Source organism: Solitalea agri, from assembly GCF_023914155.1.
GTDB lineage: Bacteria > Bacteroidota > Bacteroidia > Sphingobacteriales > Sphingobacteriaceae > Solitalea > Solitalea agri.
Map to the genome: position 1 here is coordinate 1 of NZ_JAMWYS010000035.1, position 23,423 is coordinate 23,423.

A 23,423-nucleotide genomic window follows, 5' to 3' on the forward strand; every position below is an offset into this window, starting at 1 on the left:
ACGCGAACTGAATGATGGCTGTCAATCATTTCCTCTAGTGAAGGAGGAAAAAGCAGGGTCTGGTTGGGAGTGTACTCCTTAAATGTTACTTTTGATGTGGACACACTACAAGATACTATATCTTGTGATTTAGAGGGCTTTCTGGCCCTCTTTTTCTTTCAACAAATCCTGCTTTAACTTGTTGATAACCCCTGAAAATAGAAAGAGGCCGTCCTTTTGAGACAGCCTCTTTTTTTATTACCCTGCTCTGTAATTTCTATAATATGTCCCCCTTTATAAATGGTCGTCCAAATTTTTGATGGGTTTTGGCAAGTATTGCTGAGGATCTACTTGTTTTCAAATTTAATTCCAATATAATATTCTGTTTTTTATACAATTATTGACCTCTTTTCAGGCCAATCTAGGGCCAAAAAAATGTAACGAAACTGTTTCAATTGATTTTTTTGTGTAACAAAAATCGAGACAAATGACCTTTCTCATGTTTTTTATGAGCTCAAATTTTATTCGGTAAATAGATCTTTTATAGCCATTTGCGGTTGTTTTTGTCTTGGTATCGCCATGTTCCGAAATTATATTCTGAATGAATTTGATTTAATAAATGTAACAAATCTGTTATATGGCGTTTGATATCCTTTAATGTAATGCATAGTTTAGGGGCCATAAAATTTAGTTATATGAAGAAAAGGTTACTCTATTTCATTGCTGTATTTCTCTTTGTTGCGGGTACGGTAGTGGCTCAGAATCGAACCATTACAGGTACGGTTACTGACAAATCAGACGGGGGCCCCATCCCCGGAGTAAGCATCCTTGTAAAAGGAAGCTCAATTGGTGCACAAACAAGCGTTGATGGTAAGTACTCAATTGCTGCGCCGGCAAATGCAACTTTAGTTTTCAAATTTGTAGGTTACACTACAAAAGAGGTTACTGTAGGTTCTGCATCAACGATTAACATTGCAATGGATCAAGATTCAAAGCAATTAGGTGAGGTAGTAGTTACCGCATTGGGTATTTCTCGTGAGAAAAAAGCCTTAGGTTATTCAACCACAGCTATCAGCAAAGAGGAACTTACAAAAGCTTCTCCGGTAAGTATGATGGATGGATTACAAGGTAAAGTTGCTGGTGCAGAGATTTCATCTCAATCTGGTGCTCCAGGTGCTTCATCAAAAGTTGTACTTCGTGGTTATGCTTCTGTAAGTGGTAACAACCAACCTTTGTATGTTGTTGATGGTGTTCCAATTAACAACACTGCATCTTCTAGTGCATTAGGCGTTGCTGCTGGTGGTTCTACCAGTACTTCTGTGTCTCGTACTACAGATTTTGGTAACGGTGCAAACGATATCAACCCTAATGATATTGAGTCAATGTCAATTTTGAAAGGTGCTGCTGCAACTTCATTGTACGGTTCTCGTGCAGCGTCTGGTGTTATCATCATTACTACCAAAAGTGGTAAAGCTGGTAAAACTAAAGTTGATTTTAACTCTTCTTCAACTTTTTCGAGTGTTTTATTTACTCCTACCTTACAGTCTCTTTACGGACAAGGTTGGGACGGATCTTATGATAGCCAGGAAAATGGTTCATGGGGTCCTAAATTAGATGGTGTTAATCGTGTTTGGGGTAATACTGTAGGAGGCCAACGCTTATCTAAACCTTATGTTGCTAACACAAATCGTTTCAATGACTTCTACACTACAGGTAATGAGTTTAATAACTCTATTGCTATTAGCGGTGGTACAGAGAAAAACACTTTCTACTTGTCATACGGAAACGTTTCTAGTGATGGTATTATTCCTACAGATGTTGACTCTTACAATCGTAATACTTTTGCGTTAAGAGGTTCAACAACGCTAGGTGGCTTAAAAGCTAGCGCTTCATTAAACTACGTAACCCGTGGTGCCAAGGCTGTAAGTACTGGTCAAGGAACTAACACTGGTGCTACTTTATTCCAAGAGTTAATTCAAACTCCTGTTGATATTAATATCAACACCATTAAAGATTATAATAACGTTTATAACAACGTTGATAATTACTTTACTCCATATGCTCAGAACCCATACTTTACTATTAATGAGAATGGTAATGATTTCTCTTCTGAGCGTTTATTTGGTAATACTGGCTTAGATTACAAATTTGCTAACTGGATTTCAGCTAAATGGACAGTTGGTTTTGATGTTACCGATTCAAAGTTAAAAGACTGGCAAGCTGTTGCAGCTCCAAAAGTAGGTACACCAAATGCTAGTAAAAAACCTTTTGTTGGCGGTGTTCAAGAGAACAGTGATTTCCGTAAAGAGTTCAACAGTGACTTTATGGTAAATCTTGATCAAAAAATAAATAGCGATTTCGCTATTAACGGATTAGTTGGCTTTAACGTTAACCAACGTGAAGCACGAATCGTTAATACCCGTGTTGAAGGTTTAATTCTTGATGGATTTTATGATCTTTCAAACTCGGCAAACGCTCCAGCTTCATCTGCGTCATATTCAAAACGCCGTTTAGTTGGTCTTTTAGCTCAGGCTAACTTGTCATTTAAAGATTATTTATATTTAACTGTAAATGCTCGTAACGACTGGTCTTCTACCTTACCTAAAGATAAAAACTCATTCTTTTATCCAGGAGCCAACTTAGGCTTTGTTGTAACTGATGCATTCAAGAGCCTTCAAGGATCTACTTTGTCATTCGCAAAACTTCGTGCAAGTATTGGTAAAACTGGTAATGATGCTAGCCCATACTCAATTGCTAACTACTTAACTGCAGGTAGTGCTGCATTAGGCTTTGGTCAGTTGAACTTCCCTCTAAATGGTGTTGGCTCGTTTGAGGTTAGCAACCAAATTGGTAACCCTACTTTACGTCCAGAGTTAACAACAGAATATGAGTTAGGTACTGACTTGCGCTTTTTCAATAACCGTGTAGGAATTGACTTAGCGTACTATAACAAAACTACTAAAGATCAAATCTTAGCAGTTCCTGTTTCTGCAGGTAGCGGTTACACATCTAGAATTACCAACTTTGGTAAAATTGAAAACAAAGGTGTTGAGTTAGCATTAAACTTAACTCCAATTAAAGGTGACCATTTCACTTGGGACGCAACTTATACCTATTCTAAATTAAATAACAAAGTATTAGAATTACCGAATGGTTTGAAAGAGGTAGTATTGAATACTGCTTATGGCGTTGACATGGTTGCAACTGTGGGCCAGCCTCTAGGTGTGATCAAAGGTCATGCTGCTAAAACCAATGCTAAAGGTCAAGTAATTGTAAATCCAAGCAATGGTCTTCCAATTGTTGCTCAAGATAAAGTTGCATACGGTAATATCAATCGTAAGTTCTCAATGGGCTTAGTGAATAGATTCACTTATGATAACTGGGCACTTGGATGTTCATTTGACTTCCGTAAAGGTGGTTTAATGTATTCATACACTTCACGTTTGAATGACTTTGTTGGTAATTCAGTTCGTAGTACTTTAAATGATCGTCGTCCATTCTTAGTACCAAACTCAGTTAATGAAGTTATTGGTACAGATGGTAAAGTTACTGGCTATGTTGAGAACACAACAGCTATTAACATGGCAAACATTGGTGACTATTTTAACCAAACCAATAATAACAGTGCATCAAGATCACAAGTAATCGATAAATCATTTATCAAAATGCGTGATCTTACTTTGAGCTACCAATTCCCTAAATCATTAGTTGGTGCTCTGAAAGCTGATAATGCTTCAATTTCATTGTATGGCCGCAACTTATTTGTTTGGGTACCTAAAGAGAATTCATTTATTGATCCGGAGGTTTCAACCTTTAGCAATGATTTGGCTGGTGAGTTTGGTGAATTTGGTGGTGGACCAAGCGTTCGTTCGTACGGTGTATCATTAAAAGTTGGTTTTTAATTAGGATAAACATGAAGAAGAAATTTTTATATAAATCAACCTTAGTATTGTCAGTAGCAGCTTTGCTTACTACAACAGCTTGTCAGGATTTTTTGGATGTAAATAAAGATCCAAGTAATCCGGAAGTTGGACAAGGTCAGCCTGTATCAGTGTTCCCCGCTGCTGTTGCTTCAACTGCAGGTACTGCAGGTGCACAGTATGCAATTTTAGGTGGTATTTGGAGCCAATACTGGACCCAAAGTGCTACTGCAAACCAGTTTAAAGACATTGATGCTTATAACTTAACTGCGTCAAGCTTGAATAACACTTTTGATGAAGTTTATTCAGGTGCTTTGAATGACTATCAGTTTGTGATTAAAAAATCAGAAGCTAGTGGTGACTGGTTTTATTTTCTAGCTGGAACAGTAATGAAAGCCTATACTTTACAAATAATGGCCGATCTTTATGACAAGGTTCCATATTCTGAGGCTTTCCAAGGTTTAGATAATTTAACACCTAAGTATGATGATGGGGATAAAGTATATGCGGGTTTAATTGCTGAGCTTGATAATGCTTTGTCAAAAGACTTCACTGCTGCAACCAATTCAACTCCAGGTACACGTGATATCGTATTTGGCGGTAAAGTGGATAGCTGGAAACGTTTTGCAAATACATTAAAACTTAAAATGTATTTACGCATGATCAATGCTAAGCCAACTGAAGCTTTAGCGGGTATCCAAAAATTATATACTGATAATGTTGGATTCTTAACTACTGATGCGGCAATGGGTGCAGGTAATTTCCAGGATGCTCCTGATAAATCTAACCCATTGTACGAGTACAATAACCGTCGCTTAAATACCACAACTAATTTACGTGCTAGTACCACGTTTATGTCATGGTTGAAAGCTAATAACGACCCACGTATTGCATCTGTTTATAAATTCGGAACTGGTGCGACAACTTACAGTTCATTAGATCAGGGTGACTTTAACAACTTGCAAAGCACAGCTGTTAGAAATGCAATTTCAATTGCAAACACTACCCCATTAGCACCGGTTCATTTTATTTCAACTGCTGAATCTTACTTCTTACAAGCTGAAGCAATTGAGCGTTTAACTCCAGGTGCAGCAACTGCTAAAGCTGCTTATGACGCAGGTGTTAAAGCTGCATTCGCACAATACTCATTGGATGGATCAAGCTTTATTGCCGCAGGCGGTAAATATGAATATCCGGTTGCTGGAAGCTTTGAACAAAAATTAGAAGCAATCATTACTCAAAAATGGGCTTCAATGGCTGGCTCACATGCTTTAGAAGCATACTTTGAGAAAAACCGTACTGGCTATCCAAAAACAAGTACTGTTTATTCAAATAACGTAGCTTACATTCCAGGACAATTCGTATATCCAAAAGAAGGGGTTACACAAGGTTTATTTGCTAAACGTTTGATCTTCTCTGACCGTGATCGTCAGCGTAATCCTAACGTTCCGGCAATGGTTTCACTTACGACCAAAGTGTGGTGGGATGTTAAATAATTTATAAGGAGAAAAGACATGTTGAAGAAATTTAAATCAATGATAACAATGGCATTGCTGCTTACTGCAGCAGTTGCCATCACTTCTTGTGAGAAAGTTGAATCAGACGATATTACGTACGTAGCTCCATCTGGTAAATTTGCTGGAGAATGGTTTGTAACTTTAAAGGATGGTGGTGTAAATGCCCTTACTGGAGTTAAACCTTACGCAAAACTTATAACTTTTAACGATGTAAATAAAGGTGATTCATTATGGGTACAAACTATTAACCTTAGTTATGTAAATCCTGCTGATAAAGCCACCTATACTACTAGCTTTGCTTCAAAAGCATTAAAAGTTAAATCACTTACTCAGCCAACAGCAATGAACTTCAGTGTTGAGGCAGGTAAGAACATTGTAAATGGTGCTACCAACAAAATTACTATTGTTAACGCTAAAGTTTTACCTGGTCAAGGTAAAGCATTTACCGGAACTGTAGTTGATAGTATCTATATGGAAGTTCAGTATTCTGATGTTCCAGGTAAAACGTTTATTCTTTCAGGTCATCAACGCAGTGGTTTCCCTGCTGATGAACCTAAGTACTAAGACTAACGAGAATAAATCATATTCTACAGAGAGAGCTGACCAAAAGGTCAGCTCTCTTGTTTTTAGAAGGATTTATTTAAAGAGTTAACACAGTTAGTCATCCAAATAATATGAATCTAACTTTAATGATAACCCATTTCTTAAATAGAGTTTATATTATCACTTTGATATCGGAAGTGCGGTTCAATTATTTTCAAAGTCAGGTTTTAGTTTAACTGTGTTTGTGAAAAGGAGGATGTATTCCATAAAAAAACCTTTCGACGATCTGTCGAAAGGTTTTTATTTTAAGACCTTTTTTAAGAGGTTTAATGAGCTTACATCATTCCGCCCATGCCACCCATGCCTGGAGCGCCTCCGTGAGCGTGTCCAGCATCTTCTGAAGGCTCATCTGCTAATACACATTCGGTGGTTAACAACATAGAAGCGATCGAAGCTGCATTTTCCAAAGCAACACGAGCAACTTTAGTAGGATCGATTACGCCTGCAGCGATTAAGTTCTCGTAACGGTTTTCACGAGCGTTATAACCGAAATCAGCACTTCCTTCTTTTACTTTCTGAACTACGATAGAACCTTCAATACCTGCGTTTTCACAGATTTGACGTAAAGGCTCTTCGATAGCACGTTTAATGATAGCGATACCGGTAGTTTCATCGTCGTTATGACCTTTTAACTCCTCTAATGCTGAGATAGCGCGGATGAAAGCAACACCACCACCTGCAACGATACCTTCTTCCACAGCAGCACGTGTAGCGTGTAATGCATCGTCAACGCGGTCTTTTTTCTCTTTCATTTCAACCTCAGTAGCTGCACCTACGTAAAGAACTGCAACACCACCAGCTAATTTAGCTAAGCGTTCTTGTAATTTTTCTTTATCGTAATCAGATGTGGTTGACTCGATTTGAGCTTTAATTTGATTAACGCGAGCTAAGATGTCTTCTTTTTTACCAGCACCATTAATTACAGTGGTATTGTCTTTGTCGATAACTACTTTCTCAGCCTGACCTAAGTAAGTTAAATCAGCGTTCTCTAATTTGTAACCACGCTCTTCAGAAATAACAGTACCCCCAGTTAAGATAGCGATGTCTTCTAACATTGCTTTACGACGATCGCCAAAGCCTGGAGCTTTCACCGCAGCCACTTTTAAACGGCCTTGGATTTTGTTTACAACTAATGTAGCTAATGCTTCACCTTCTAAGTCTTCAGCAATAATTAACAAAGGACGACCTGTTTGCACTTGTTTTTCTAAAACAGGAAGTAATTCTTTCATTGAAGAGATCTTCTTGTCGTAGATTAAAATGTAAGGGTTTTCTAATTCCGCTTCCATTTTATCGGCATTGGTAACAAAGTATGGTGAAAGGTAACCACGGTCGAACTGCATACCTTCAACTACTTCAACAGTAGTATCAGTACCTTTAGCTTCTTCAACAGTGATAACACCTTCTTTTTTCACTTTATCCATTGCTTCAGCGATCAATGAACCGATAACTTCGTCATTGTTTGCTGAAATAGCAGCTACTTGTTTGATCTTATTGTTATCATCGCCAACTGACTGGGATTGTTGTTTTAAGTTAGCAACAACAGCAGTAACAGCTTTGTCAATACCACGTTTTAAATCCATTGGATTTGCACCTGCTGCAACGTTTTTAACACCCGCAGTAACGATAGCCTGAGCTAAAACAGTAGCAGTAGTAGTTCCGTCACCGGCAATATCAGCAGTTTTAGAAGCAACTTCTTTTACCATTTGAGCGCCCATGTTTTCCAAAGAATCTTTTAATTCGATTTCTTTAGCAACAGAAACACCGTCTTTAGTGATTGATGGAGCACCAAATTTCTTATCGATAATTACATTACGACCCTTAGGACCTAAAGTTACTTTAACTGCATTTGCTAAAATGTCAACACCGCGCTTTAGAGCGTCGCGTGCTTCAACGTTGTATTTTACTTGTTTTGCCATTTTTTAATTTTTAAAATGTAATGATTAGAGAATGATTTAATTGATTTGAGTATTGAGAGGAGGGACATGAGATAAAAATCTCTTGTCGCAAATCTCATATCTCAGATCTCAATTTAGATAACCGCGTAAATATCAGATTCGCGCATAATTAAATACTCTTTACCTTCAACAGTAATTTCAGTACCAGCGTATTTACCATACAGAACGGTATCGCCAACTTTAACAGTCATTGGCTCATCTTTTTTACCAGCACCAACTGCTACAATTGTACCTTGTTGAGGTTTTTCTTTAGCAGTATCAGGGATAATGATACCACCAGCGGTAGTCGTTTCTGCAGGAGCAGCTTCTACTACTACTCTGTCTGCGATAGGTTTAATATTTAATGCCATAGTTCTATGATAATTTTTTTAATTGAAATACGTCCACAATACACAGAGATTGTGCCAAATAAGAAAGGGTGTACAATGAACGGATATTTGACAGTTTACCTGTCAACTAGTGTTGGTTTATAATTAAATGGAGTGAAATTTTGGCAGACTCCTAAGGTTTTACAAAAAGGAGTAGTGCTTTAGCTGGTTCTTTTTTCTTTAATAGCGTGCTAAAGTTATAACTCTTTACCGTTAACCTTATTATCACCGTTGATCTTCATTTTAATGGTTTGCCCCATAGCGCTCATGGTGCCGCCAATATCAGTTTTAACAGTGTAGTCCAATGCAACACCGGTTTTTATGTCGATAACCATGTTTCCATTATTTTGCCCTGCCAGATTGGTTTGAAGTGTTAACCCCATAATTTCAGCCGGCCCTTTAGCGGTAATTGCGCTGGTAATTGAAACATAGGCTTTATTGTCTTTTACCTCATTAAGCGTATAGGTTGATTTAATACTCATTGGCAATATGCTTTTAACAGCACTTTCTATCAGCCATGATTCCCCAACTTTAACCGGCTTATCCGGATAAATCTTTAAGGAAGCTTCCATTGTCGATTTTAAGGCCTCATTTCCAAACTGCTTACTTAACGCTTCTTTAACTTTAACAATTGCTGACGAATCAGAAGAAGTCTTTCTAGCCATCTGGTCAATCATTTTTTCGGCCCCAGTTACTGACTTTACTTCTCCTTTTGGTGAAACTACCATACTAAATCCGCTTCCTTTCAATGTACTTAGCGGATTGTTTCCGGTTCCGTCATCCTTTGCCGAATCAAATTCGGTTGATGCTCCCATTGCCTCGGTTAAAGAGTAGACTTTGTCATAAACAACGTTGATATTTTTATCCGGCACAATTCCTTTGGTAACCTCAAAGCTGTAAGTAATATTCAGCAGTTGTTTCATATCTATTTGCTGACCCATTATTTCTTGATTAATGTTTTGGTCAACATTCATTTCATAGCTGTACTTTTTGCCAGCTGTAAAGTTCTGTTTCAAGGTAATGGCTTTCTGGGCGAATGAATTTGTAACTGCAATTGCACCAATAAGTAATAAGGCGCATCTTCTTTTCATCATGATCTATGTTGTTGTTTTTTGTGAGAAATGTTCGTTTGAACAAGCTATTAGTTAAAAATCTGTTGTGCCTTTTATTTTAATTCAGAGTTTTCAATAGTTGTTAATCCGAGTGTAGTCGAAGGCTTTTGCTAACGCTTCGACTTCGCTCTGCTAGACAATTTGGAAATTAAATCGCGTGAGACGTTAGTTGTTAATAGCTGATATATAATAATTACCATTTGATTCAATGAACCAAATAGCTCCACTGCCCATCATAGCACCTTGTTGATTTCGGAATATCTGATCGAGATGCTGATCGGCAATAGCCTTCTTTAATAAGCCGTCAAAAAGCGTTGAATAATTTTTTTTGAAATCGTCGACATTTTTTATTCTTCCAAGCGGATATTTAACATGGGCTGAAATACTATCAACCTGATCATTCTTTACCCATTCTTTAAATGAAATAATAAAACGCTTGAATTTTACTGGATCAGAAAATCCTGCAGCGCCCCATGAAGTAGGAATACTGCCATCTTCAAACAGTGTATCCTGGGCTGCAATTTCCTTGGCGTAGGGTGTTTCTGATACAGCAGTATCAACTTCTTTTAATGTGTTAAGTGAATCCGTTTCTGCTTGCTTGTTTTTAGGACCCGATTGGCATGCAGCTATTATAAGCAATAATAAAAGGCCGTATTTTTTCATGATATATCAGTTTGCTGAGCGTGTTGCAATTTACAGTTAAAACCTATTCCAGTTAAAATAAAATGCTCATTAGCATATCAGCTAATGAGCATTTTATAAATCAAATTCTTGAAGAGATTATGGTTTTGTCTTCTCGATTTTCTCACTAAAAGGTAAATACATAGGCAGGGCGGCGGACCCATACCACTGGAATAATTCATAATCAAGAACGCCCGATGAAACAGCAGGGTCAGTATTTAGCAGTGGTTTAGCTTCTTCAATCGTCTTAATATTCAATATAAAAATGCCTCGGTAAGTTTTATCATTCTTCTTTAAAGGACCTGCAACAACGAGGTCGCCTTTCTTTGCTAATCGGCCAATATTATTAAAGTGACCACGGAAAATACTATCAAGTTTCTTCTTGTCCTCAATTTTTGTAGGTCCGGTTTTCAATATCACCAACACATAAGGTTTCATTCCGTAATCATCGGCGCCTAATGAATCGGCTAAAGCTTTGTTGTAGCTTGGGTTTACATTTTGGGCTCTGGATATGGTTGCAATGCTTATTATAGCAAATAGTATTAACGCTTTTTTCATGATACAATATACTTAACTACATCGAGGTCACTAATTTTTTGGAGGTTCCTTTAATCCCTGTCCCTCAAGCGACATACCTGTAAATGTGCCTTGCCAATGAATAAACTGCCATCTACTGTCCCGATAAATCCAACCCTGAGTGTACAATGCTTCCGCCACTTGCTGGCCATTAAAGTAAAATTTAGCTTTTCCGGTTCTTAAGGCTATTTCGCCAAAAATACGTTGGCTCTGTTCCGATAATTCTACCGATGATCCTTTAAAACGGGGAACAAATTGTATAGCATCTTCCAGATTCATTGCTACACCATTTGCGTTTATGGTGAAATAATCAGCGCCACAGATCTTTCGAAATGCAGATGAATCGCCGTTTGCTGTTGCCGCAAACATGGCCTTTTCCGCTCCGTCTAAGCTTTTAATTATAGATGATGAAAGTTTTTGGGCATTTGCCTGCATGGTTACTAATGCAAGCAAAAAGAAAATAAGCTTTTTCATAGTCTGATGAGATAGTTTTTTAATTTGGAATAATTTACAATTAAATAGCTATAAATCAGATGTATGTAAATAAAAAATCCTGCCATTGGTTGAGGTGGCAGGATCAGGTTTCAAAAATAAATTAGTAAAAAAATCTATGCTATTACTACAGATTCGGCAATATAATTGGCAACTATATCACCCACGGCTGTAGTACTTAATGGTTTTTCTGAATTAATATCGACGGTTGATAAACCTTTGTCAATACTGCTTTGAACAGCTTCTCTGATCAGATTGGCTTCATCAAATAGTTTGAAGTAATCTAACATCATAGCGGCAGATAAGATTGTTGCGGCAGGGTTGGCAATATTTTTACCAGCGGCTTGTGGATAAGAGCCATGACAAGGTTCAAACATGGCTGTTTTAGCACCAATAGAAGCCGACGCCAATAAACCTAAAGAGCCAGTAATTACACTTGCTTCGTCAGATATGATATCACCAAACATATTTTCAGTTAAAATAACATCAAACTGTGTTGGGTTAACAATCATTTGCATGGCGGCGTTATCAACAAATAAGAAGTCAACTTCTACATCCGGATATTTCGGCGCCATTTTCTTAACAACATCTCTCCATAAACGCGATGTTTCCAATACGTTAGCCTTGTCAACCAAGGTTAACTTTTTACGACGCGGTTGAGCTGCTTCGAAGGCTAATTTTGAAATGCGTTCGATTTCTTCTACTGAATATTCACAGTTGTCGTAGGCAATTGAACCATCACCTTTACGACCTTTTTCACCAAAGTAGATTCCGCCGGTAAGTTCTCTGTAAACAACTAAATCAGCGCCTCTAACGCGGTCTTCTTTTAATGGTGATTTTGCAATCAATGATTCGTAGGTGGTAACCGGGCGGATGTTACAGAATAAGCCCATTTCTTTACGAATCTTTAACAAGCCCTGCTCCGGACGAACTTTTGCGTTAGGGTCGTTATCATATTTCGGATCTCCGATAGCACCGAATAGAATTGCGTCCGACTCAAGACAAACTTGTAAGGTTTCGTCGGGCATTGGGTTGCCGGTTTTATCAATAGCAATGGCTCCGGCCAATGCGTTTGTATATTCAAATTGATGATTAAACTTTTGAGCTACTGCATCAAGCACTTTTATTGCCTGAGAAATTACTTCCGGACCAATTCCATCGCCTGAAAGAACGGCTATTTTCTGTTTCATAAACCCCTTAGATCCTCTAGAGAGGACATTGTATTGTTGTGAGATAATATTTAAGTAGTTAAAATCATACCCCCTTTTGCGGGGTAGGAGGTTAAACCCCGAAGGGCGGCCAGGGCTTCCCCCCAGCCTTATCAATTAACCTTATGATGATACTTGTTAAAATTTAACGGCTTGTTGCTCGTAGGATTCAATTTTATCCTTCAAGCTCAACAGAAAATCAATATCGTCGAAGCCGTTAATTAGGCACATTTTTTTGTACCCATCAATTGCGAAACTTTCTGACTTACCTGTTTCAACTAACGTTATTGTTTGTGATGGTAAATCAATTTTTAGTTCGGTAGCTGGGTTAGCTATTACAGCAGCTAAAATCTCCTGCAAAAACTCTTCAGAAACCTGAACTGGCAATAAAAAGTTGTTTAGAGCATTGCCTTTAAAAATATCGGCAAAGAAGCTTGACACAACTACTTTGAAGCCGAAGTCATGGATCGACCAGGCAGCGTGCTCGCGACTTGATCCGCATCCGAAGTTCCTTCCGGCTACTAATATTTTTCCACTATAACGATTGTCATTTAATATGAAATCAGCTTTAGGATTTCCTTGCGCATCAAATCGCCAATCGCGGAATAAGTTATCTCCAAACCCTTCACGGCTGGTTGCTTTAAGGAAACGTGCCGGGATAATTTGGTCGGTATCTATATTTTCAATCGGCAATGGAACCGCCGTTGCTGTTAATTCTTTAAATTCCTTTTTCATCTCTCCTCCAATTAATTCAAGTAAGGTTTAACGTCTGCAATTTTGCCTTCTAATGCAGCCACTGCTGCTACAAGTGGACTCGCCAAGAATGTACGTGCGCCAGGTCCTTGTCGACCTTCGAAATTGCGGTTTGAAGTAGAAACGCAGTATTCACCAGCAGGAATTTTATCATCATTCATAGCTAAGCAAGCTGAACAGCCAGGCTCGCGTAATTGAAAACCTGCCTCCTCGAAAATCCGATCTAATCCTTCGGCTTTAGCCTGAGCCTCTACTTGTTTAGAACCAGGAACAATAAACGCGTGAACATTGTCGGCTTTTTTGTGGCCTTTAACCACCTGAGCAGCCAAGCGTAAATCTTCGATGCGTGAGTTGGTACAGCTACCAATAAATACATAATTGATCTGTTTGCCAATCATGCTTTCTCCGGCTTCTAATCCCATATAGGCAAGCGCTTTGTTAAAGCTTTCCTGACCCGAAAAGGCATCTTCAGAAGGTACCGCATCCGTAACCTTAATACCCATTCCCGGATTTGTTCCGTAGGTGATCATCGGTTCAATATCTTCAGCGCTATATGAATACTCGGCATCAAAAACAGCGTCAGCATCTGTTGCTAATGATTTCCAATAAGCTGCAGCTTTTTTAAATGCTTCGCCCTTAGGAGCAAATTCACGACCGCGAACGTACTCAACGGTAATGTCGTCAGGAGCGATCATGCCTCCGCGAGCACCCATTTCAATACTCATGTTGCAAACCGTCATACGACCTTCCATACTCATCTCACGGAATACATTACCTGCAAATTCAACAAAATAGCCGGTGCCTCCGTTTGCACTCAGCTTAGCAATAATATAAAGCACTACGTCTTTTGGCAACACTCCTGCTTTTAGTTGGCCATTTACGTTAATGCGCATTTTCTTTGGCTTTTGCTGCAATAAACACTGGCTCGCCATTACCATTGCAACCTGGCTGGTTCCAATACCAAAGGCTATAGAACCAAAAGCACCATGTGTTGAGGTGTGACTATCACCACAAACGATGGTCATGCCTGGTTGGGTTATACCTAATTCAGGGCCGATCACGTGAACGATACCTTGATATTGATGGCCTAAACCATAAAGCTCAACCCCGAATTTTGCACAGTTCTCGGTAAGTTTATTTACCTGAAAACGCGATAAATCATCTTTAATTGGCAGGTGCTGATCAATTGTTGGAACGTTATGATCGGCGGTTGCTACGATTTTATTAGCACGAAACAACTTAATTCCGCGTTCTTCTAACTCCGCAAAAGCTTGCGGGCTTGTTACTTCGTGTATTAAATGCTTGTCGATATAAAGTATTTCGATGCCTCCTTCGGCGGTTGTTACCACGTGTGCATCCCATACTTTGTCAAATAAGGTCTTTCCCATTTTTACTTCCCCGCATCCCCCTAAAAGAGGGCTCCGAATTTAATCGGTTATTTTTATAATTTGTTGGTTATAATTAATTGACTGAATTAAGCTGAAAGTTCAATCTTAACGTCTTTCATCATTTCATGAATATCCTCGTCGTAAACTTCTTTTTTACGGTCAGCAACAGCTAAGAAACGTTCATAAACCTCATCAAGAGCATCTTTGGTTAATTGATAGCCAATTTTGTGAGCACGGTAGGCTAAAGCGGCCCGTCCACTACGAGCTGTTAGGACAATTAATGATTGATCAACCCCAACATCCGATGGATCCATGATCTCATAGGTTTCGCGGTTTTTGATCACACCATCCTGATGAATACCTGATGAATGTGCAAACGCATTTGAACCCACGATGGCTTTGTTTGGCTGAACAAACATTTGCATTTTCTCCGAAACCAATTGGCTAATTGGATAAAGCATTTTAGCTTCTACACCTGTAATCAGATTCAAATACGGATGCTGACGCATGATCATCACCACTTCTTCTAATGAAGTATTTCCGGCACGTTCACCGATACCGTTAATGGTACATTCAATTTGTCCGGCACCATGAATTACACCTTCAATAGAGTTGGCAGTTGCCAAACCCAAGTCGTTGTGACAATGAGTTGATAAGATAGCTTTGTCAATGCCTTTAACATTTTCCTTCAGGTACTTAATTTTTGCACCATATTCATGTGGAAGACAATATCCGGTAGTGTCAGGAATGTTTAATACGGTTGCTCCTGCTGCCACAACCGCTTCACAAACACGTGCTAAATATTCATTGTCCGTACGCCCAGCATCTTCAGCATAAAACTCCACATCCTCAACAAAACGCTTAGCATATTTAACGGCAGCGACTGCACGTTCAATAATTTCATCGCGGTTTGAATTAAACTTATGTAAGATGTGAGAATCTGAGGTACCTATACCGGTATGAATGCGAGGACGTTTGGCGTATTTGAGAGCTTCAGCTGCAGTTTCAATATCTTTAACAACGGCACGCGATAAACCACAGACAATAGGCTCGGTCACGGCTTTAGAGATCTCCATAACGGATTTAAAATCTCCAGGACTAGAGATAGGAAAACCGGCTTCGATCACATCCACACCAAGCTTTTCTAAATTACGTGCAATTTCAATTTTTTCGGGTGTATTTAATTTACAGCCCGGCACTTGTTCACCATCACGTAAGGTTGTGTCGAATATCTGAATCTTTCTTGTTGACATTATTAGATTTGTATTTGGAATTTCTAAAGTATTCACTAAGATTAGCTTTGGGAAACCATTAACGACTATGTTGTACTACTTTCAATTTTGGTCTAAATTTTATAACACACAGAATATCAGATAGTTAAAGGAGGTTTATATACAATGGCTAATGGAAAGAACGAGCCTGTATTTGAGTTAATAAAGTCCATGTCGAAATCAGAGAAGCGTAATTTTAAGTTATTCGCTACTCGTTTGCAAGGTAACCAGGATGCAAAGTTCATAGCTTTATTTGATGCAATTGACGGGATGGATGATTACGATGAGGAAAAGATTTTAAAAAAAGCGCCTGTAAAGAAGGTGCAGCTTTCTAATATGAAAGCGCATTTATACAAGCAGATTCTTATTAGTTTGCGTTTAATGAATGTGCAACATTACCCTGATTTGCAATTACGCGAACAGGTTGATTTTGCAAAGATTTTATACAACAAGGGGCTGTACCGCCAAAGTCTTAAAATTTTGGATAAAGCTAAACAGATGGCGGTGCAGCTTATGCAAAATACCATTGCCCTTGAAATTGTGGAATTTGAGAAAATGATCGAATCACAATACATTACCAGAAGTATCTCGAATAGGGCTGATATTTTAACTAATGAAGCAATCGGTCTGAATACCAGTATTCAAACGGCTAATGAGTTTTCGAATCTTGCCCTTCAGCTTTATGGCTTGTACTTAAAGGTTGGGTATGCCCGCAACAGTAAGGATGTGGCCTATGTTGAAACGTTTTTTGAACATAACCTGCCAAAATATGATGCAACTAAGCTGGGTTTCTCTGAAAAGATGTATTTGTACCAATCATATGTATGGTACTATTCAATTATTCAGGACTTTGTTTCATGTTATCGTTATGCTCAACGTTGGGCTGATTTATTTAACGAGCATCCGCAGATGAAACAAAGCATGATTAGCTTTTATATTAAAGCATATAATTATTTGCTCGAATCATTATTCTATCTGCGTTATTACTCTAAATTTTGGGAGGTGTTAACTACACTTCAAAAGGATATAGAGAATAATAAGGAGTTTTTTGATGACAATGCCGATATGTTGGCGCAATCATGCATTTTGGCACATAAGGTAAACCTGCACTTCATGGAAGGAAGCTTTACCAAAGGTTTGGCAATTATTCCAGAGCTTAAGTCATTCCTTGCTCATCATAATGATCGGATAGATGAGCATCATGTTTTGGTATTCTACTATAAGATCGCTTGTTTGTATTTTGGAAGTGGCGATAATAAGAATGCAATCGTATATCTGAATAAGATTATAAGTACGCGTGATTCTGATGTTCGCTCAGATATTCAATGTTTTGCCCGAATTCTTAACCTGATTGCTAATTACGAGGCTGGGAATGATGCAAATCTGGAGTATCAGATTAAGTCAGTTTATCGATTCCTGGTTAAAATGGATGATTTGCATAAGGTGCAGATAGAAATCATTAATTTCCTTAAGAACCTAGGAAACATTTACGCCAACGACATTAAACGAGAGTTTAAACGTTTACACGACCGATTGATCCAGTACGAAAATCACCCATATGAGAAGCGTCCTTTCTTGTATCTCGATATTATTTCGTGGCTAGAGAGCAAGATCAATAATAAACCTGTACAACAAATTATTCAGGATAAGTTTTTAACCTTGAACAGGTAAATGTTGTTGTTTTCTGCTTCAGTTTAAAAGCACAAAAAAAGAGTCCCGATTTTTCGGGACTCTTTTTTTAATTTAGGAAATTGACTAGTCGGATGTAATGTTAGCACCCATCATGTAGTTGTATTGTTCAACTCGTTCCCATTTATTAATTCCATAACGTCTCCATGAGCGGCTAACAGCTCCCGGAACATCTTCCAGTTTTTCGTATCCAATGGCCGGAGCAGCGTAGTGCATTACCGTTATTTTATTACCATCATACGTTGTTTCGGTACTGGTTACATCTGTTGAGTAATATTGTAAAGGAAGAATCTCAAGTACCACAAAAAAACCATCATAAGGAACCTCTACGTTATACTGTGAAATATCAACAGATAGCCATTCATTGTTTTTCTGCGCACGTGCAATAATTGCATCCTGAATCAACTCCGGTCCTGGAAAGTCGCGCATGTCAGCTTTTCCATATAAACGAACACGGAAAGGTGCATCAATTACACCGTTTTCACATTCACGAATGAAGAAGCGAACTGAACGGATAATACCTGTGGTGTTGTTGTTATTAGGAATATAAAAAGCGTGCTGAAGCTCTGGGAATGGGCAATATTTACCAAAGCTCGATTTCTTTTCGCTGCCCAGGTAAATTTTCTGTGCTTTTTTTGCGTTTACCACAATGTCGTCAAGCTGTAAGTAGGCCGATTTAAGCTTAACAGTGGTAAACGGAGTTTTAAGCATTTCTTTAATACTTATTGTTTTGGCTTTATAACCTAAGGAGGTTATCACCAAGCTGTCTACCTTGTTCTTCTCCGGAATACTGAGAGTAAACTCACCATTTTTATTTGCTGAATAAATCAGCTTTGTGTTAGAAATGGTTAAAGTTGCATTAGGTACTGGGTATGCCTCTGGTACATCTTCTACTACTTTACCTTTTAAAGTAATGTTTTGGGCATTAACAACTGTACAGGAAATCAATAGACATAAACAGATAATATGTAAACATCTCTTCATAATTAATTGGTTTTTTGGTTATATGAATAAATCGGTTGTATTCTTTTTCAGCAAAATTAGTTTTCCTGCAGCTTTTCCTCTTTACGTCTTTTACGACGCTCTTCGCGCTCTTGTTTCCTAATTTCTGCTTTACTTTTTTCTGGCACTATCGGTTCTTGCGTTACCGATTGACCAGGTTCATTTTTTATAGTGGAATTTTCCGGAATAACAGGTTCCGGATTATCTTCAATTATTTGTTGAGGGGTAAATTCATCGTTGCCAAATGTTGTATCAACGGAGGTTGTATCAGTGATTACATACTTGCTTGCCGGTCCTCTTAACACAACATTATACATCGATAGGCGGTCCTCTTCTGTAATCATTCCCCGTTTTAACATTAACCCACTGATCAAATTAAAATAATAGCCGCTAATACGTTGTTTCAATGCTCCGTTAGGGTAAAACTGATACCTGTAACGTTTGGGACTTGGAATGATACTGGCCAAAAACATCGATTCACCTAAATTTAATTCCGATGGATGTTTGGCAAAATAAAACCTTGATGCCTCTCCAATGCCGTAAACATTCGGCGCCCATTCAATGATGTTCAAATAAACTTCAAACATTCGCTCTTTGCTGGTTAAACGGTTGTTTTCTATCAGCCAAACGATCAACATCTCTTCAAACTTGCGGGCCATCGTTTTTTGACGACTTAAATAAACGTTTTTAACCAATTGCATTGAAATGGTGCTACCACCTCTCTTAAAGCTTTTTGCTTTATAATTTGTCGCAATTGACTTACGAATCGCCTCCTCAAAGAACCCCTTATGCGTAAAGAAAGCATAATCTTCGGCGGTCAATATAGCATTTTTTAGATAATTGCAAATCTGATTATATGGAGTAAAATTTGGATTAGTAGGACCAACGGTAATGTTACGCATCGGTTTGCCATACTCATAGGGGGTATAAACAAATGGACCATTGATTTTCTGAAGGTTTACCAGTCCGAATTTTAATATCTTAAAATCCCTTTTGTCCAGTCGCGAATCAAAGCGACAAGCATCCGGATTTTTATCTTCCAGATAGAAATCGAGCCCATATTTTAATTTGCCGGCAACCTGAATTCCCTCTAATGATTCAAACATACCTTGAGGGAAAGCGTCAAAAAAGTCCTGAGCCTCAATCCAGTCAGTGCCAACTTTAAGTTCATAAACTTTAGAGGGCTTTAGCGTGTATTTTATGAAAGGATGAACTTCTAACTTACGCAAATGAACGGTCGAAGCACTGTCGAGTTGGAGGAAGTTTTTGCCAACAATAACCGTTGCATCTATTGATCCATTATCAACAATAACATCCTTTGAGGCAATCTTTGGATGATTAACCAACAAGTTTCTAACCCCCCAGGCGCCTTTTATTTTTAGCTCATCACCGTGGTAGCTGGTGCCATCCATGCGTGTTGAAATTGTATCAAAACTAACCTTCAGGCCGTATTTGCGCTCCAAGAACGGGAACTCTACTTTCTTTCCTTCGGCATAAAACTTGACATTAAGTTCTTTATCACCACCATCAACCATACCCGAACAATGCCAGGTAGCTTCCCCTTTGTTTAAAATAAAGGTGGAACGAAGCTCTTGGTCATCAATTAAGATTTCTTTTGCCAACAGGCTGGTGGTCCTCAAGCTATCTGTTTCGGTATAAGAAGTTTCGAAATTTTTCAGTTCAAGATTATCCGGAATTTTATAGAGGGCTTTATTGATGAGCTTGTTAGCTAGTTTTGCCAGATCGAGCTCGGCTTTTTCGGTAGTATCTCGCTTACGGTCTTTAAGCAGAAAATCGAAATTTTTAACACCATGACGGTTAACAAAAGTAAGTTTGCCATCCAGCAATTGCATTTCTGCAATTTTCAAATCGCCAAAAATCAATGGTAAAATCTTAACCTGCACCTCAAAACTTCGGATGTTCAAAAGAGTATCTTTCTGTAAGGGAACCACGGTTATTTTATCAAAACGAACCGTGCTTAAACCCGTAAACCGCGCTTTTTCAATTTTAATATCGAGTTGGTTTTGATTACGCTGAGAGCTTATGATTTTAGCAAGTGTACTATTAAGAATCTGTTCTCTTTTAGAGAATAATACACCACCGGCAATGCCAACTATTACCAAAATAATGGTGAAGATCCACCAGTACTTTTTCAGAAATCGTTTCAAAATCTAAAAGAATTTTTTATTCCAACAATCAACCATCTCGTAGTCGTTCATCGGGCTGCTAAAATAGCTGTACTCTAACAATGCATTAATTGTTTTTTGGCCTAGTACCTGAATAAGCAATTCGGGACGCATACCAGCCCGCAAAGATAGTGCAGCATACGTATATCTGGCGGTGTCGGTTGTAATTAATTCGTATTTAGGTTTCTGCTTTTCAATGATCTTATCGCCTTTATGGATACTCACTTTAATGGGTGTATCAATATTAGCCATTTTGCCTAATGTTTTAAGATGCTTGTTGGCGTATACATTTTGTACCAAAGGGAAACAATATCCTTTTTCGGGCATATATTTCTTCAGAATAAACCGGGCGTAGTTATTCATCGGAATACGGGTTTTTATATAAGTATACTGATTGATGATTAGCAATTTTCCTTCTGCAACATCGTCGACTTTAAGTTTAATAATGTCAGAATACTTTAAACCGGTTACACAGCCAAACATGAAAATATCTCGAATAATAGCCAGCTCTTTATTTAAACTTAGGTTTAGGGTATATAATCGTTCTACTTCAGCATCAGTTAAAGAAAGTTTAGGCGTTTCAATGGTCTTTGTGCCAAATGATTCAAACTCCGCAGTATGCATCAGTTTTTTATCAGATGCGGTGTGCAAAAAAGCCTTGAGCGCCTTTATCTTTTTACTAACAGTATTATTGGTATTGTTCAGCGTTTTTTCTAAAAAATTGGTAAACTGAACATAAAATTCGGAGTTAAGGTTATGAAAACTGATCAGGTAATCATCCGCATCTTCAAATAGTTTAAGATCCTTTATCAAGGTTTCATAAACAAAGACAGTGCTTTCTTTTTTGGTTTTCTTCGATTCTTCAATGAAAAGAGCCAACTCGGCAAAAAACTCACTCCCGCATTTAAACAGATCCTTGTAAAAGGCATCCTTAATTTCCTGCACATCGGCCTCTTTCCGTTCCTTTAAAATTTGCTGTGTTGCATTTAAAAGCTGAATCCGCTGTTTGGCCAGCGTGTTATTCCATCGGTCGGTATTGCCATTAAGTTCAATCACCTCCTGCTTTTTTGCATCCCAATTTTCTTCATGAACTTTTAAGCCGGTAAAATGCTTAAAACGCTTTCCTCGGTGTTGAAAAATCATGTAAATGGGTAAAAGCCCATTACTGTCCTTCATGTCCGGCCTTATACAAAGATTGACGGTTGCCATTATTTTTCTTTATATTAATAGTGCTATATAACTAAACAAAAACCTAATTATCCTGTTTTTTTAATTAATTTTGATCAATAATTCTTAACATATTAACACTAAATGATAACTACGGAACAAGTTTTAGCAGCGTTGAGTAACGTTGAAGAGCCTGATCTTAAAAAAGATATAGTAACTCTGAAAATGGTTGAAGATGTGAAAGTGGATGGAAAAAAAATCAGCTTCTCCGTAATTCTTACTACTCCGGCTTGTCCATTAAAAGACCTGATCAGAAATGCATGTGTAAACGCAGTAAAGCATTTCGTAGATAAGGAGGCTGAAGTGGAGATAAATATGACTTCGAGAGTGACTTCAAAAAGCACGAATGCCTTTAGTAATATAAAAAATATCATTGCCGTAGCCTCGGGTAAAGGAGGAGTGGGTAAATCAACAGTGGCGGTGAACCTGGCTATTTCATTAGCTAAAAAAGGAGCAAAAGTTGGGTTGATCGATGGTGATATTTATGGTCCATCCATTCCGATTATGTTTCAATTGGAAGGAGCAAAACCATACATGGTCCAGGTAAACGGGCAGAGTAAGATACAACCAATTGAGAAATATGGTATTAAATTGCTTTCGATAGGATTTTTTACGGACCCTAACCAAGCAATTCCATGGAGAGGACCAATGGTTTCTTCAGCCATTAAACAATTATTTAACGATGCCGATTGGGGTGAATTAGATTATTTATTGGTAGATACTCCTCCGGGAACAGGCGATGTTCATATTACCTTGGCACAAGGATTTCCGCTGGCGGGTGTGGTAATTGTTACTACTCCACAAAATGTTGCATTGGCTGATGCCAAGAAAGGAGCGGGGATGTTTAGAATGGAAGGTGTAAAAGTACCTATTTTAGGGGTAGTAGAGAACATGTCATATTTTACTCCTGTCGAACTTCCAGAAAATAAATATTATATATTCGGAAAAGGTGGAGGAAATACACTAGCAACACAATTCGAAGTACCGCTTTTGGGCGAAATTCCATTGGTGATGGCAGTTAGTGAGGGTGGTGATAGTGGCGAACCAATATCTTTACAAAATGAGAATGTAGTTAGTTTGGCATTTGCCGATATCGCTGAAAAAGTAGCGCAGCAAGTGGCTATACAAAACGCGTTGGCTAACAAAGAGTTAGTTGTTTAATAATTTTCCTATCTTTGTAAACAGACTGAAAAATAGATTTTAGCATGAGTAACGCAGAATTACTGTCAAAAGTTGAAAGCGCATTAAACCAGATTCGTCCTTATTTGGAGGCTGATGGGGGCAATGTTGAAGTGTTAGAGGTTACCGACGAGAGTGTACTTAGGTTAAAGCTACTTGGCTCTTGTGGTTCTTGCCCTATGAGCATTATGACTTTAAAAGCAGGAATTGAGCAAGCAGTAAAACGTGAAGTTCCAGAGATTGCTGCTGTTGAGGCTGTAAACTTAACCGACATTGATGACCCTAACGCGGTAATGCCTGAGCGCTTACAGAGTTAA

At 38.3% G+C, this 23,423-nt stretch carries 19 protein-coding genes; 6 read left to right on the top strand and 13 right to left on the bottom strand.

The window, feature by feature from the left end; translation table 11 throughout:
- The first annotated feature begins 674 nt into the window (after window positions 1-674).
- From NF867_RS10350 to NF867_RS10360, 3 genes are read left to right on the top strand one after another with little or no spacing between them, the layout of a single operon-like run.
- The gene (locus NF867_RS10350; protein ID WP_252587780.1) at window positions 675-3,881 is read left to right on the top strand and encodes a SusC/RagA family TonB-linked outer membrane protein; all 3,207 of its coding nucleotides are present in this window, start codon (window positions 675-677) and stop codon (window positions 3,879-3,881) included.
- 11 nt (window positions 3,882-3,892) lie between these two features.
- Window positions 3,893-5,395 carry a SusD/RagB family nutrient-binding outer membrane lipoprotein gene (locus tag NF867_RS10355; protein ID WP_252587781.1) on the top strand — a complete coding sequence of 501 codons (1,503 nt, stop codon included), beginning with the start codon at window positions 3,893-3,895 and terminating at the stop codon, window positions 5,393-5,395.
- A gap of 18 nt (window positions 5,396-5,413) precedes the next feature.
- Window positions 5,414-5,980, top strand: coding sequence for a lipid-binding protein (locus NF867_RS10360; protein ID WP_252587782.1), 567 nt, complete (start codon window positions 5,414-5,416; stop codon window positions 5,978-5,980).
- Between the two features lie 314 nt (window positions 5,981-6,294).
- On the opposite strand, the gene groL is transcribed toward NF867_RS10360, so the two are convergent.
- The 10 genes from groL to NF867_RS10410 form a co-directional block, all read right to left on the bottom strand.
- Window positions 6,295-7,935, bottom strand: a complete 1,641-nt coding sequence (gene groL / locus NF867_RS10365) for a chaperonin GroEL (protein ID WP_252587783.1) — start codon at window positions 7,933-7,935, stop codon at window positions 6,295-6,297.
- A gap of 113 nt (window positions 7,936-8,048) precedes the next feature.
- Window positions 8,049-8,324: a co-chaperone GroES gene (locus NF867_RS10370; protein WP_103788661.1), complete on the bottom strand. Its 276-nt coding sequence runs from the start codon at window positions 8,322-8,324 to the stop codon at window positions 8,049-8,051.
- Between the two features lie 215 nt (window positions 8,325-8,539).
- The gene (locus NF867_RS10375; RefSeq protein WP_252587784.1) at window positions 8,540-9,436 is read right to left on the bottom strand and encodes a DUF6263 family protein; all 897 of its coding nucleotides are present in this window, start codon (window positions 9,434-9,436) and stop codon (window positions 8,540-8,542) included.
- A 183-nt stretch (window positions 9,437-9,619) separates the two neighbouring features.
- Window positions 9,620-10,117 carry a hypothetical protein gene (locus NF867_RS10380; RefSeq protein ID WP_252587786.1) on the bottom strand — a complete coding sequence of 166 codons (498 nt, stop codon included), beginning with the start codon at window positions 10,115-10,117 and terminating at the stop codon, window positions 9,620-9,622.
- Window positions 10,118-10,234: 117 nt separating this feature from the next.
- The gene (locus NF867_RS10385; RefSeq protein ID WP_252587788.1) at window positions 10,235-10,693 is read right to left on the bottom strand and encodes a YciI family protein; all 459 of its coding nucleotides are present in this window, start codon (window positions 10,691-10,693) and stop codon (window positions 10,235-10,237) included.
- Between the two features lie 30 nt (window positions 10,694-10,723).
- On the bottom strand, window positions 10,724-11,185 hold the full coding sequence (locus NF867_RS10390; protein ID WP_252587790.1) for a nuclear transport factor 2 family protein: 462 nt from the start codon (window positions 11,183-11,185) through the stop codon (window positions 10,724-10,726).
- Window positions 11,186-11,319: 134 nt separating this feature from the next.
- Window positions 11,320-12,393 (bottom strand): 3-isopropylmalate dehydrogenase, encoded by a 1,074-nt coding sequence (gene leuB / locus NF867_RS10395; RefSeq protein ID WP_252587791.1) that lies wholly within the window; start codon window positions 12,391-12,393, stop codon window positions 11,320-11,322.
- Window positions 12,394-12,549: 156 nt separating this feature from the next.
- Complete coding sequence (gene leuD / locus NF867_RS10400) at window positions 12,550-13,146, bottom strand: 3-isopropylmalate dehydratase small subunit (protein ID WP_252587793.1); 597 nt, start codon at window positions 13,144-13,146, stop codon at window positions 12,550-12,552.
- 11 nt (window positions 13,147-13,157) lie between these two features.
- Entirely contained in the window at window positions 13,158-14,552 is a 1,395-nt protein-coding gene (leuC, locus tag NF867_RS10405; RefSeq protein WP_252587797.1) for a 3-isopropylmalate dehydratase large subunit, read from the bottom strand.
- An 86-nt stretch (window positions 14,553-14,638) separates the two neighbouring features.
- Window positions 14,639-15,805, bottom strand: coding sequence for a 2-isopropylmalate synthase (locus tag NF867_RS10410; RefSeq protein WP_252587798.1), 1,167 nt, complete (start codon window positions 15,803-15,805; stop codon window positions 14,639-14,641).
- 189 nt (window positions 15,806-15,994) lie between these two features.
- On the opposite strand from NF867_RS10410, the gene NF867_RS10415 reads away from it, so the two are divergent.
- Window positions 15,995-17,494 carry a hypothetical protein gene (locus tag NF867_RS10415; protein WP_252587800.1) on the top strand — a complete coding sequence of 500 codons (1,500 nt, stop codon included), beginning with the start codon at window positions 15,995-15,997 and terminating at the stop codon, window positions 17,492-17,494.
- 84 nt (window positions 17,495-17,578) lie between these two features.
- On the opposite strand, the gene NF867_RS10420 is transcribed toward NF867_RS10415, so the two are convergent.
- From NF867_RS10420 to NF867_RS10430, 3 genes are read right to left on the bottom strand one after another with little or no spacing between them, the layout of a single operon-like run.
- The gene (locus tag NF867_RS10420) at window positions 17,579-18,496 is read right to left on the bottom strand and encodes a carboxypeptidase-like regulatory domain-containing protein (protein WP_252587801.1); all 918 of its coding nucleotides are present in this window, start codon (window positions 18,494-18,496) and stop codon (window positions 17,579-17,581) included.
- A gap of 56 nt (window positions 18,497-18,552) precedes the next feature.
- A complete protein-coding gene (locus NF867_RS10425; RefSeq protein WP_252587803.1) occupies window positions 18,553-20,682 on the bottom strand; it encodes a biosynthetic peptidoglycan transglycosylase in 2,130 nt (709 codons plus the stop codon).
- 3 nt (window positions 20,683-20,685) lie between these two features.
- A complete protein-coding gene (locus tag NF867_RS10430; protein WP_341870043.1) occupies window positions 20,686-21,909 on the bottom strand; it encodes a phage integrase SAM-like domain-containing protein in 1,224 nt (407 codons plus the stop codon).
- Window positions 21,910-22,011: 102 nt separating this feature from the next.
- Between NF867_RS10430 and NF867_RS10435 the strand changes: the two genes are divergently transcribed.
- Complete coding sequence (locus tag NF867_RS10435) at window positions 22,012-23,088, top strand: Mrp/NBP35 family ATP-binding protein (RefSeq protein WP_252587805.1); 1,077 nt, start codon at window positions 22,012-22,014, stop codon at window positions 23,086-23,088.
- A 44-nt stretch (window positions 23,089-23,132) separates the two neighbouring features.
- A complete protein-coding gene (locus tag NF867_RS10440) occupies window positions 23,133-23,423 on the top strand; it encodes a NifU family protein (protein ID WP_252587806.1) in 291 nt (96 codons plus the stop codon).